This is a genomic window from Pseudoponticoccus marisrubri (genome assembly GCF_001482405.1).
Taxonomy (GTDB): domain Bacteria; phylum Pseudomonadota; class Alphaproteobacteria; order Rhodobacterales; family Rhodobacteraceae; genus Pseudoponticoccus; species Pseudoponticoccus marisrubri.
The window spans coordinates 23,232-35,280 of sequence record NZ_LPXO01000001.1 but is presented as its reverse complement, the minus strand read 5'-3'; the positions used below and the strand labels follow the sequence as shown (position 1 = coordinate 35,280).

At 69.3% G+C, this 12,049-nt stretch carries 13 protein-coding genes; 9 read left to right on the top strand and 4 right to left on the bottom strand.

From position 1 onward, the window contains the following. Positions 1-3: 3 nt before the first annotated feature. Positions 4-2,445 carry an ATP-dependent helicase HrpB gene (gene hrpB, locus AVJ23_RS00190; protein ID WP_058860143.1) on the bottom strand — a complete coding sequence of 814 codons (2,442 nt, stop codon included), beginning with the start codon at positions 2,443-2,445 and terminating at the stop codon, positions 4-6. A gap of 153 nt (positions 2,446-2,598) precedes the next feature. Here hrpB and meaB point away from each other — a divergent pair, with 153 nt between their 5' ends. From meaB to AVJ23_RS00170, 4 genes are all read left to right on the top strand, one after another. Continuing rightward, positions 2,599-3,579, top strand: a complete 981-nt coding sequence (gene meaB / locus AVJ23_RS00185) for a methylmalonyl Co-A mutase-associated GTPase MeaB (RefSeq protein ID WP_058860142.1) — start codon at positions 2,599-2,601, stop codon at positions 3,577-3,579. A gap of 278 nt (positions 3,580-3,857) precedes the next feature. Continuing rightward, positions 3,858-4,145 carry a 50S ribosomal protein L28 gene (rpmB, locus tag AVJ23_RS00180; RefSeq protein WP_058860141.1) on the top strand — a complete coding sequence of 96 codons (288 nt, stop codon included), beginning with the start codon at positions 3,858-3,860 and terminating at the stop codon, positions 4,143-4,145. Between the two features lie 101 nt (positions 4,146-4,246). Beyond that, positions 4,247-4,603: a hypothetical protein gene (locus AVJ23_RS00175; protein WP_058860140.1), complete on the top strand. Its 357-nt coding sequence runs from the start codon at positions 4,247-4,249 to the stop codon at positions 4,601-4,603. A gap of 32 nt (positions 4,604-4,635) precedes the next feature. Further along, complete coding sequence (locus AVJ23_RS00170) at positions 4,636-5,097, top strand: copper chaperone PCu(A)C (protein ID WP_058860139.1); 462 nt, start codon at positions 4,636-4,638, stop codon at positions 5,095-5,097. A 40-nt stretch (positions 5,098-5,137) separates the two neighbouring features. On the opposite strand, the gene AVJ23_RS00165 is transcribed toward AVJ23_RS00170, so the two are convergent. Further along, positions 5,138-5,839, bottom strand: a complete 702-nt coding sequence (locus AVJ23_RS00165) for an NAD-dependent deacylase (RefSeq protein WP_058860138.1) — start codon at positions 5,837-5,839, stop codon at positions 5,138-5,140. Positions 5,840-5,884: 45 nt separating this feature from the next. On the opposite strand from AVJ23_RS00165, the gene AVJ23_RS00160 reads away from it, so the two are divergent. Continuing rightward, positions 5,885-6,334 carry a low molecular weight protein-tyrosine-phosphatase gene (locus tag AVJ23_RS00160; protein WP_058860137.1) on the top strand — a complete coding sequence of 150 codons (450 nt, stop codon included), beginning with the start codon at positions 5,885-5,887 and terminating at the stop codon, positions 6,332-6,334. Here AVJ23_RS00160 and AVJ23_RS00155 read toward each other — a convergent pair. Next, positions 6,325-6,504 carry a hypothetical protein gene (locus AVJ23_RS00155; protein WP_058860768.1) on the bottom strand — a complete coding sequence of 60 codons (180 nt, stop codon included), beginning with the start codon at positions 6,502-6,504 and terminating at the stop codon, positions 6,325-6,327. The two genes, AVJ23_RS00160 and AVJ23_RS00155, sit on opposite strands and share 10 nt — an antisense overlap. 166 nt (positions 6,505-6,670) lie before the next feature. On the opposite strand from AVJ23_RS00155, the gene AVJ23_RS00150 reads away from it, so the two are divergent. Further along, a complete protein-coding gene (locus AVJ23_RS00150) occupies positions 6,671-7,666 on the top strand; it encodes a DUF1353 domain-containing protein (RefSeq protein WP_058860136.1) in 996 nt (331 codons plus the stop codon). A 94-nt stretch (positions 7,667-7,760) separates the two neighbouring features. Then, complete coding sequence (locus AVJ23_RS00145) at positions 7,761-8,042, top strand: hypothetical protein (protein WP_058860135.1); 282 nt, start codon at positions 7,761-7,763, stop codon at positions 8,040-8,042. A 37-nt stretch (positions 8,043-8,079) separates the two neighbouring features. Here the strand turns inward: AVJ23_RS00145 and lepA are convergent, their stop codons facing one another. After that, entirely contained in the window at positions 8,080-9,885 is a 1,806-nt protein-coding gene (lepA, locus tag AVJ23_RS00140; protein WP_058860134.1) for a translation elongation factor 4, read from the bottom strand. Positions 9,886-10,006: 121 nt separating this feature from the next. On the opposite strand from lepA, the gene AVJ23_RS22680 reads away from it, so the two are divergent. Both AVJ23_RS22680 and AVJ23_RS00135 read left to right on the top strand, forming a co-directional pair. Beyond that, positions 10,007-10,171, top strand: coding sequence for a hypothetical protein (locus AVJ23_RS22680; protein WP_157772583.1), 165 nt, complete (start codon positions 10,007-10,009; stop codon positions 10,169-10,171). A 64-nt stretch (positions 10,172-10,235) separates the two neighbouring features. Then, a complete protein-coding gene (locus tag AVJ23_RS00135) occupies positions 10,236-12,017 on the top strand; it encodes a tetratricopeptide repeat-containing sulfotransferase family protein (RefSeq protein ID WP_058860133.1) in 1,782 nt (593 codons plus the stop codon). Positions 12,018-12,049 lie beyond the last annotated feature (32 nt).

The window sequence follows — 12,049 nt, the reverse complement described above, 5'->3', positions numbered from 1 at the left end:
GGCTCAGCGCTTGCGCGGCTTGGCCCGCAGCGTCGGGTCGGCCGTGGTCGGATCCTCGGGCCAGGGGTGCTTGGGATATTGCGCGCGCATGTCCTTGCGCACATCGGCGTAGGAGCCGGCCCAGAAGCCCGGCAGGTCCATCGTGGTCTGCACCGGGCGCCGGGCCGGGCTCAGCAGCGTGACCTTCAGCGGCGTGTTGCCCACCGTCGGGTGTGAGCTCTGGCCGAAAAGCTCTTGCAGGCGCAGGGAAATCTCGGGCGCGTCGCCTGAATAGTCGATCGGGATCCGGTGGCCCAGCGGCGTGGTGAAATGCGCCGGCACCGCGTCGTCCAGCGCCTGCATCTGTCCCCAGTCGAGCCGTGCGCGCAGCGCGGGCAGCAGGTCGAAACGCTTCCACTCCTCGGCGCTGCGCACCCCGTCAAGGAAGGGCAGCAGCCAGTCCTCCAGCGTCTCCATCAGCGCGGCTTCGGACATGTCGGGCAGGTCCAGCCCGGCCTCCCGCCCCAGCGCCACGCGCGCGCAGAAGCGTCGCGCCGCATCCGACAGCGGCAGGCCCAGCTCGCGCACGCCCTCCAGCATGGCGCGCGAGAGCGCCTCGGCCGGCGCGTCTTTCCAGGCCCGGTCATCCAGCGCGATGGCGCCAAGAAGTTCCTGCCGGCGCGCCACGACCCTGCGCTCGCGCCTGCTCCAAGAACAGCTTTCAACCCATTCGATCTGCTCGGAAAAAAGCGATCGCAGCGCGCTTTCGGGGATCGCGATGGCCTGCCGGATCCGCGCTTCGCGCGGGTTGCCGTCGGTATCGGTGACCACGATCAGCCGGCTGCCCGCCAGCGGGTCACCCGCGTCCATCACCGCGCCCTTGCCGCCCGAAAGCTGGAAGCGCGGCGCATCGCCCTTGCGGCGCAGGCCGATCCGGTCGGGATAGGCCAGCGCGGCCATCTCGGCGGGGGACTTGCCGCTGTCGGGTGTTTTCACGGCCTTGCCAAGCCGTTGCGCCTCTTTTTTCACGCGGTCAAGCGCGGCGCGGTTCAGCGCATTACCGCGTTCGCGGGCAAAGCGCGCAGGGTCGCGCAGGGCGGCCAGCCGCAGCGACAGGTCGGTCGTGCGCTCGGCCAGGATGTCTCGTTCGGCGAGCAGCGCGGCGAGCCCCGCGGCCGGGGGGCCGGCCACGTGCAGCATGTGGGCGAGCCGTGGATGCAGCGGCAGCGCCGCCAGCGCGCGCCCATGCGCGGTGATGCGGCCCTGCGCATCCAGCGCGCCCAGCATCCGCAACAGCGCGCGCGCCTCGGCAAAGGCGCCGGCGGGCGGCGGCGTCAGGAAGGGCAGCTGGTCGGGCTCGGCGCCCCAGAGCGCGAGATCGAGCGCCAGCGACGCGAGGTCGGCGGCCTCGATCTCGGCCGGCGGGAAGGGGCTGAGCGCCCCTTCCTCTCCCCTGGTCCAGATCCGGTAGGCGGTGCCCGGCGCGACACGGCCGGCGCGGCCGGCGCGCTGGGTGGCCTCGGCGCGGGTCACACGCTCGGTCACCAGCCGCGACATGCCCGAGCCGGGATCGAACCGCGCCCGGCGCGCGCGCCCGCCATCGACGACGACGCGGATATCCTCGATCGTCAGCGAGGTTTCGGCAATGGCGGTGGCCAGGACCAGCTTGCGGCCCGTGCTTTCGGGGCGGATCGCGGCGCGCTGGGCGGAAAGCTCCATCGCCCCGAAGAGCGGGCGCAGCTGGATGTCAGGGCCGAGCCGCGGGCGCAGCAGCGCCTCGGTGCGGCGGATCTCGCCCTCGCCGGGCAGGAAGGCCAAAAGGCCGCCCTCGGTCTCGGCCAGCGCAGTCTCGATCTGCGCGGCCATGGCCTGTTCCAGCCGCGTGCCCTTGGGCAGGGGTGCGGCGCGCCAGCGGATGTCGACCGGAAAGGCACGCCCCTCGGAGGTGACGACGGGCGCGTCCAACAGCGTGGCCACGGGCCCGGCGTCGAGCGTGGCCGACATGGGCAGCAGGATCAGGTCGTCGCGCAGCGCGCCCGCGATCTCGAGGCAGAGCGCGAGGCCGAGATCGGCATTGAGCGAGCGTTCGTGGAACTCGTCGAACAGCACCGCGCCGATGCCGTCGAGCCCCGGATCGGACTGGATCATCCGGGTCAGGATGCCCTCGGTCACCACCTCGATGCGCGTCTCGCGCGAGACCTTCGTCTCGCCGCGCATGCGGTAGCCCACGGTGCGGCCCGGCGCCTCGCCCAGCTGCTCGGCCAGCCGGGCGGCGGCGGCGCGCGCGGCCAGCCGGCGCGGCTCGAGCATGACGATGCGCCCGGGGGGCAGCCCGGCCTCCAGCAGCGCCAGCGGCACGCGGGTGGTCTTGCCCGCGCCGGGCGGGGCCTGCAGCACGGCGCGGCCTTGGCGGCGCAGGGTCTCGATCAGCTCGGGCAGGACGTCGTCGATGGGCAGGCGGGTCATGCGGGCCGCTATAGCCCGCTGCGGCGCGGTTTGGCCAGTGGCGGAGGGGGACGCTGTCCCCCGCTCCTGCGGAGCCCCCCCTGGAGTATTTGGCAAGAGAAGAAGCCTGTCGCCGGGCTGGACTTTTGCCGCGTGGCGCGGGAAGACATCGCCATGGATATCGACGATCTTAAAACCCGGATCCTGGCCGGCGAGCGTCGCGCGCTGGCGCGGGCCATCACGCTGGTCGAAAGCGGCCGGGTCGATCACCGGGCGCAGGCGCTGGCCCTGCTGGAGGCGGTGAAGGGCCATGGCCGGCAGGCGCTGCGCGTCGGACTGTCGGGCACGCCGGGGGTGGGCAAGTCGACCTTCATCGAGGCTTTCGGCTGCATGCTGACGGGGCGCGGGCTGCGCGTGGCGGTACTGGCGGTGGATCCCAGCTCGGCCCGGTCGGGGGGCTCGATCCTGGGCGACAAGACGCGGATGGAACGGCTGTCGCGGGATCCGGGGGCCTTCATCCGGCCCTCGCCCTCGCAATCGCAGCTGGGCGGGGTGGCGCGGCGCACGCGCGAGGCGATCGATTTGTGCGAGGCGGCGGGGTTCGACGTGATCCTGATCGAGACCGTGGGGGTTGGGCAGTCCGAGACCATGGTGGCCGAGATGTCGGATCTTTTCGTGCTGCTGCTGGCGCCGGCGGGCGGCGACGAGCTGCAGGGGGTCAAGCGTGGCATCATGGAGATGGCCGACATCCTGCTGGTCAACAAGGCCGATGGTGATCTCAAGGCGACGGCGGTGCGCACCTGTGCCGATTACGCGGGGGCCCTGCGCCTGCTGCGCAAGCGGCCGCAGGATCCGCAGGGCTTTCCCAAGGCGCTGACCGTCTCGGCGCTGGAGGAGGCAGGGCTGGCCAATGTCTGGGACGAGATGTGCGGGCTGACCGACTGGCGGCGCGCGGAAGGTCATTTCGACGCCCGCCGCGCCGCGCAGGCGCGGTTCTGGTTCGAAGCCGAGGTGCGCGAGCGGCTGCTGGCGCGGCTGTCGCGCGAGCCGGTGAAGGGCGCGATGCGCGCGCTGGCGGGGCAGGTGGAGGATGGCGAACTCACGCCGTCTGCCGCGGCGGAGGAGCTGCTGAGCACGCATCTGATGATGTCCTGAGGGGCGATTCGGCTTTGCCGTGCTGAGGGCGGAACGGGCGAATTGTGCGACCTTCGGGGCGTGTTTTCGCGAGGGATCATGGCCTCGACTGGCAAGGGGCAGCGTCGCGGGGCCGGGCAGTGCAGTTGTTGCGTGACAGGGTCTTGACGCTCCGGGCGCTTGCGCCTAAAGACCGGCAGACCAGATTCCGGGCGCCCCCCGCATATCCAACTCGGGCGGCGCCCTTTGATATTGGCGGGTGGGGTTTGGCCCGGCCCCGAGACAACGAGGACGAATCCATGTCGCGTGTTTGCGAACTGACCGGAAAAGGCCCGATGGTTGGCAACAATGTCAGCCATGCCAACAACAAGACCAAGCGGCGCTACCTGCCGAACCTGAACGACGTGACGCTGCAGTCCGAAGCGCTGGGCCGTGGCATCAAGCTGCGCATCTCGGCCTCGGCGCTGCGCTCGGTCGATCACCGCGGCGGGCTGGACAAGTTCCTGGCCAAGGCGAAAGATGCCGAGCTGAGCGAGCGGGCGCTGAAGGTCAAGAAAGAGATCGTGAAGGCCCAGGCCGAAGCCTGATCCTTGCCACATTGCTTTGGGAACAGCCCCGGCCTTTTCAGGTGCGGGGCTGTTTCCATTTGTCGCCTTTCCCTTGCCGCACTCGCCTGTATGACACGCCCATGACCGCGGTTCTGCGCCCCCTGGCCGGCCTTGCGCTGGCCCTGATGCTGGTGGTCACCAGCCTGACCCTGTCCGCGGCACGCGGGCAGGCGGCGCCGGTGGGCGAGATGGTGATCTGCTCGGGCGGCTTCGCGGTGAGCGTGCCCGTCGATGCCGAGGGCAACCCGACGGGGCCGGCGCATATCTGCCCCGATTGCGCGCTGTCGCTGATGATGGCGGTGGCGCAGAATGCGGCGCTGCCGGTGCCGGCCGCCGCCCTGGGCGCGGTGCTGCATGCGCCGGACGGGACGCTGGCCACCGGGCGCACGCGTCCGCAGGCCGTGGCGCGGGGCCCGCCCGGCCGGTTCGAGACCTGACAGATTTTCTCTCGAACCACTGGAGCTTACAGATGACACGCAGCTTTTTCGTGGCCGGGGCCGTCGCCCTTGGCCTTGCCATGCCCGCCCTTGCCGATATCACCGTCAGCGACGCCTATGCGCGTGCTGCCAACACCAAGGCGGGCGCCGCCTTCATGATGATCGAGAATACCGGCGAGACCGATGACCGGCTGGTCGAGGCGCGCTCGGAGATCGCGCACCGGGTCGAGTTGCACACCCACCAAGACATGGGCGACGGCGTGATGCGCATGACCCATGTCGAGGAGGGCTTCGTGATCCCGGCCGGCGGCAGCCACGCGCTGGCCCGCGGCGGCGATCACGTCATGTTCATGGGGCTGAAACAGCCCATGGCGCAGGGCGACACGGTCAGCGTGACGCTGGTCTTCGAACAGGCTGGCGAGGTCGCGCTGGAGATCCCCGTCGATCTCGAACGCAAGCCGATGCATGGCATGGGCCACGGCTCGGGCAGCTGAGCCTTGTGACGGCCGGCGCGTCCCGTTCGGGGCGTGCCACTCAGTACAGGCTGTCTTCCAGAAGCGAGTCGACCCAGCGCGGCACCGTCTCGGTCGCGGGGCCGAAGATGTTGCGCTGGAACTGGCCCGAGATCTCGGTCCGTTCGAGGTTGAGCTCCACCGTCTCGGCGCCGTTCAACTGCGCCTCGCGCACGAAGCCTGCGGCCGGGAAGACCTGGCCCGAGGTGCCGATCGCCGCGAAGAGGGTGCAACTGGACAGGTGGCTGTCGATCAGGTCGAGGTGATAGGGCATCTCGCCGAACCAGACCACGTCCGGGCGCCCGCGTGGCGCGCCGCAGGCGGGGCAGGGCTCGTCCGGGGTCATCTCGTCCGGCACGTACCAGCGATGCCCGCAGGCGGCGCAGAGCGCCTGTGACAGCACCCCGTGCATGTGCAGGGCGATGCCGCCGGCCTTTTCATGCAGCCAGTCCACGTTCTGGGTGATGAGGATGACACGCCCCTTCAACGTGGTCTGCAACCGTGCCAGCGCCAGATGGGCGGCGTTGGGATGCGCCTCGGCGGCCTGCGCGCGGCGCATGTTGTAGAAGGCCTGCACCCGGGCCGGGTCGCGGGCGAAGGCCTCGGGCGTGGCGACATCCTCGATCCGGTGCTGAGCCCAGAGCCCGCCCGCATCGCGAAAGGTCGACAACCCGCTTTCGGCCGACAGGCCCGCGCCGGTCAGGATCACGATCTTCTCGGTCATGCGCTGCCCCTTGCCGTTTCAGGTCCCGGGCGCTAGGCCACGGGCATGACACATCGTATCCTCTTTGTCTGTCTCGGCAATATCTGCCGCTCCCCCTCGGCCGAGGCGGTGACGCGGGCCAAGGCGCAGGCGCGCGGGCTGGATCTGAAGCTGGACAGCGCGGGCACCGGTGACTGGCATATCGGCGCGCCGCCGCACGGGCCGATGCAGCGCGCGGCGGCCCGGGAAGGGTACGACCTGTCGGCGCTGTGCGCGCGGCAGGTTTCGGTTGCCGATTTCGACCGGTTCGACCTGATCGTGGCGATGGATGCGCAGAACCTGCGCGATCTGCAGGCGCTGCGTCCGGCACAAGGCGGGGCGGAGCTGCGGCTTTTCACCGATTACGCGCCCGGGACCGGGGCGACCCATGTGCCCGATCCCTACCATACCGGCGAATACGCCGCGGCGCTGGCGCTGATCGAACGCTGCGCCGAAGGGCTGCTGGATCAGCTGTAGAGCTCGCGCGCGACCAGCCAGGCGACCGGCAGGGCGAGGACGAACCCCGCCGCGGCGGCCAGCAGGATCGGCGTCAGCGTGCCGTAGCCGGCCACCAGCACGGCAATGATCGCCGTGCCGGCCAGCGTGGTCGAGATGAGCGAATAGAGAATTCCGGCAAGGCGCAGCATCATGTCCTCCTGGTCTGGTGTCGCGAATCACATAGCGATTCCCGCATGTCTGGGCCTTGATCTGCGTCAGATGTGGCTGTGGCGCGGCGCGCACGGAAGGGCGCGCGCGATGCGGTGCATGGCTTGATCGGCGCGGCGGAATGCCGGAAGATCGGCGCAATTCATTATGACCGAAAGCCAAATCATGCGTCATTTCGCCTTTCTCTCCGTCAGCCTCATGGCCCTTGCGGCCTGCGATCCCGTGGCCATCTTGCGCGGCACCGATGCCGTGGACGAGCCCGAGATCTCCTGCCTGACCCAGCCGGGATGCTATTTCGACCAGGCCCCGGTGCGGGTGGTCCCGCGTGAGGTCATCATCCCGCGCCGGCCCTACAAGTTCTTTCCCACCGCGCAGCCGCTGACCTTCAGCGATTCGCGCGGCCGGACATGGGTGGCCCCGGCGGGCACGCTGACGGACGGGGCCTCGATCCCGCGGATCTTCGTGTCGATCGTGGGCGATCCGACCTCGCCGGAATTCATCTCGGCCGCCGCGGTGCATGACGCCTATTGCGGCATCGGCAACGAGGAGGCGCCGAATTTCCAGAAGGCGCGCTGGGAACATGTGCACATCATGTTCTATGACGGGCTGATCGAGGGCGGCACGAACGAGTTCGTGGCCAAGCTGATGTTCGCCGCGGTCTGGCTGGGCGGGCCGCGCTGGGCCTATTCCGACCAGGACATGGTCGTCTCGACCCAGGGGCAGCGCGAGGCCTATCCGATCGGCGGCGGCGGCAGCTATGTGCGCCGTCTGGATCATGTGCCGGTGGGCGAGCTGCAGAACGCCATGCGCAGCACCAAGCGCTATATCGAGACCAGTCGCCCGACGCTGCCGCAGCTGCTGGCCTTCCTGCGGATGCAGGAGGACATCCTGCTGGAACGCTTCCCCGTCTCGCCGCACGAACCCTATCCGGAAGTGCGCGAGGAGCCCTACAAGGAAGAGCCCTACGAGCCCGAATATCCCGAGGAACCCTATGAACCCGAGGTGACAGAGCCCGAGGTGACGGAACCGGAGGTGACCGAGCCGGTGGTGACGGAGCCCGACGTGACCGAACCCGTCTCGCCCGGGCCGGACGGGCCGGGCACGCCCACCATCGGCGTCGAGACACTGGCCGTCCCCGGCTAGGGCAGGGCGCCAAGGCCGGGGCCGCCTGACCGAGATCAACGCGGCAAGGCCCCCTCCGATGCTAGTCTTCCTCCGTCAAGGAGGAGGACACAGCATGATCTCGGTCGATGACGTCGTGGGCATGACCTGCCTGTCGGAAGAGGAAGTGGCCGCGGTGGCGGAGCATGACCACCTGTCGGATTACGACGCGGCGCTACTGGGCGACTACCTGATGCATCAGCATCACGGGCCCGCGCGGGTCCAGCAGATGATCTGCGAGGATATCCGCGAGGCGCTGCATGCCGATGACGTGCGCCACGCGAAAGAGCTCTACAAGGTGCTGCACCATTTCCTGGGCCAGCACCCCGAGGCTGTTCGCGGCGCCAGCCCCAGCTAGGCGGGGCCGGCTGTCCGGGAAAGGGGCGTCGACGGCTCTACTCGTCCATCTTCAGCGCTGAGATGAAGGCTTCCTGCGGGATCTCGACGCGGCCGAACTGGCGCATCTTCTTCTTGCCGGCCTTCTGCTTTTCCAAGAGCTTCTTCTTGCGCGAGGCGTCGCCGCCATAGCACTTGGCGGTCACGTCCTTGCGCAGCGCCGACAGGGTCTCGCGCGCGATCACCTTGCCGCCGATGGCCGCCTGGATCGGGATCTTGAACATGTGGCGCGGGATCAGGTCCTTGAGCTTTTCGCACATCGCCCGGCCGCGCATCTCGGCGCGGTCGCGATGCACCATCATGGCCAGCGCGTCCACCGGTTCGTCGTTCACCAGCACCTGCATCTTGACGAGGTTGTCCTCGCGGTAGCCGATCATCTCGTAATCGAAGCTGGCATAGCCCTTGGTGACCGATTTCAGCCGGTCGTAGAAGTCGAACACCACCTCGTTCAACGGCAGGTCATAGACCGCCATGGCGCGTGAGCCGGCATAGGTCAGGTCCAACTGGATGCCGCGGCGATCCTGGCAGAGCTTGAGCACGTCGCCGAGGTAGTCATCGGGCACGAGGATCGTCGCCTTGATGCGCGGCTCTTCCACGTGGCCGATCTTGGAAGGATCGGGCATGTCGGCGGGGTTGTGCAGGTCGATGCGCTCGCCGTCCTTCATGAAGATGTGGTAGATCACGCTGGGCGCGGTGGTGATCAGCTCGATATTGTACTCGCGCTCGATCCGGTCGCGGATCACCTCGAGATGCAGCAGCCCGAGGAAACCGCAGCGGAAGCCGAACCCCAGAGCGGCCGAGGTCTCCATCTCGAAGGAGAAGGAGGCGTCGTTCAGCGCCAGCTTCTCGATCGCGTCGCGCAGATCCTCGAATTCCGAGGTGTCGACCGGGAAGAGGCCGCAGAACACCACCGGGACCGAGGGTTTGAAGCCGGGCAGCGGCTCGGCGCATTGCTTCTTCTCATGGGTGATCGTGTCGCCCACGCGCGTGTCGCGGACCTGCTTGATCGAGGCGTTGAGATAGCCGATCTCGCCCGGGCCCAGCCGGTCGACCGCGGTCATGGCGGGGCGGTAGACGCCCACATCGTCCACGTCATAGGTGCCGCCGGTCTTCATCATGCGGATGCGGTCGCCCTTTTTCAGCGTGCCGTCGACGATCCGCACGATACAGATCACGCCGAGATACTGGTCGTACTTGCTGTCCACCAGCATCGCCTTGAGCGGCGCGTCCGGGTCGCCGCCCCGGGGGGCGGGCAGGCGCTGGACGATGGCCTCCAGCACGTCGGGAATGCCGACGCCGGTCTTGGCCGAGATCAGGCAGGCATCGCTGGCGTCGATGCCGATCACGTCCTCGATCTGCTCGGCCACGCGCTCGGGCTCGGCCGCGGGCAGGTCGACCTTGTTCAGCACCGGGACGATCTCGTGATCGGCCTCGATGGCGGTATAGACATTGGCCAGCGTCTGCGCCTCGACCCCCTGGGTGGCGTCCACCACCAGCAGCGAGCCCTCGACCGCGCGCATCGAGCGGCTGACCTCGTAGGCAAAGTCCACGTGGCCGGGCGTGTCGATCAGGTTGAGCACGTAGGTCTGGCCATCCTGCGCCGGGTAGTCGATGCGCACGGTGTTGGCCTTGATGGTGATCCCGCGCTCGCGCTCGATATCCATCGCGTCGAGCAGCTGCTCTTTCATGTCACGTTCGGCGACGGTACCGGTGAGCTGGATCAGCCGGTCGGCGAGAGTGGATTTCCCGTGGTCGATATGGGCGACGATCGAGAAATTGCGGATGCGGGACAAGGGTGTGCTCATGGACCGCGATATGCTGCGGAACGCAAGGCTGGTCAAGGTGGCGCGTGCGCCTTGGGGTATTCCTGACTGTGGCCGGGGCGCGATCGGTGGCAGGAACGGGGTGTGCCACGGGAGTTTGACCATGATCCGCATCGTACTGACCGCCGCCACCTGCATCACGCTGGCCCAGGCCGTTCTGGCCGACGGGGTGGGACGCCCGACCGGGCAGGGGCTGACCGCCCAGATCGACTCGTTCCACGGCGCCTCCGGCACGGGCAAGACCGTGACCGCCGGCCCGCTGCGCTGATCCGCCGAGTGGCAACCGCATCTTAACGCGGCCCGGCATAGCGTTCCCGCATCGGAGGGACGCGATGGCGGGAATCGACACGGCGCTGGCCCGCGCACGGGCGCATCAACGGCAGGGGCGGCTGGCCGAAGCCCGTGCGCTTTGCCGCGACGTTCTGATGCGCTTTCCGCGCAACCGGCGCGCCGGACAGCTGCTGGCCGGGATGGAGGTCGGTCCGCCGCAGCACCTGCTGGACCAGCTTGTCGCGCTGCATGGCCGGGGTGACAGCGCCGTCGCGACCGAGGAGGCCGCCCGCCTGCTCGAGGTCTACCCCGAGAATTTCGTGCTCTGGCAGATCCTTGGTGGCGCGCTGATGGCGGTGGACCGGGTGTCCGAGGCTTCGCGCGCACTGGGCCAGGCCGCCCGGTTGCGCCCCGACCTGCCAGAGGCCGCGCGCAACCATGGTGTTGCCCTGCTGGCCGGTGGCGCGCTGGCGGCGGCCGAAACGGCGCTGGACCATGCGCGCGACCTCGCCCCCGGCGATCCGCTGGTGCTGGCGCATCTGGGCACGCTGCGGCAGCGGCAGGGGCGGCTGGTCGAAGCCGAGGAGAGCTTTCGCGCCGCGCTGGACCGCGCGCCCGAGCAGGTCGAGGCGCTGATCGGGCTTGCCTATCTGCGGATGCTGGATGGCGCGCTCGAGGAGGCGATGGCCTTGCTTGACCGCGCGCTGAGCCTGTCGCCCGGGGCGCCGGTCGCGCTCAACAACTTCGGCGTGGTGCAGCAGGCGCTGGGGCGGTCGGACGAGGCACGGGGCCTTTTCGCGCGGGCCGTGGCCGCCGCCCCGCGCTATGCCGAGGCGTGGCGCAATCTTGCCGAATGTCCCGGCCCCACCGATCCGCAGGTGATGGACCGGATGGCGCAGCTGCGCACCGACCCGGCCACCACGCCGGAACAGCGCAGCCACCTGTGCTTTGGCCTTGCCGGGCAGCATGACCGGCGGGGGGAGGTCGCGCGGGCCTTTCCGCTCTGGGTCGAGGGCAATGCGCTGCGCAAGGCGCAGCTGGGCTACGAGATCGGGCAGGACGTGGCGCTGTTCGACAGTCTGCGCGCCCTGGCGGCGGCGCTGCCATCCGCTTTGGCGCCGCCGGCCCGGGACGCACCCGTGCCGATCTTCATCCTGGGGTTGCCGCGCTCGGGCACCACGCTGGTCGAGCAGATCCTGACCTGCCATCCCGACGTGGCCGCCGGCGGTGAGCTGGAGGTGATGAACCGGCTGGTGGCGCCGTTCCTGTCGGGGGCGAAAAAACCAACGGCACAATCGCATGGCGCGCTGCGGGACGCCTATCTCGACCAGCTGCGCGGTCTTTCGGACGGGGCGCCCTTCGTCACCGACAAGATGCCGCAGAACTTCCGCTACATCCCGCTGATCCGCGCGGCCCTGCCCGAGGCGCGGATCTTGCACGTGGTCCGCGACCCGCGCGCCTGTTGCTGGTCGCAGTTCCGCACCTTCTTCTCGGGCGCCGGGCTGGGCTATGCCAATGACCTGGACGACCTCGTGTCCTATCACGCGCTCTACCGCGCGCTGATGGCGGACTGGCAGGCGCGCGACCCGGGCTGCGCGCATCGCGTGGATTACGAGGCGCTGACCCGCGCGCCCGAGACACAGACCCGCGCCCTGCTGACCCATCTGGGCCTGGGCTGGCATCCGGCCTGCCTGGCGCCGCAGGACAATGCCCGCCATGTGCTGACCGCCTCGATGGCGCAGGTGCGCAAGCCGGTCTATGCCGGCAGCTCGCGCGACTGGCAGCGCTATGCGAGCCTCATCGGGTTCGCCTTCGATGCGCTGCCCGGGGGTGGAGTTTCTTGATCCTGCCGCCCGGATCGCGCATGATGCGTCCG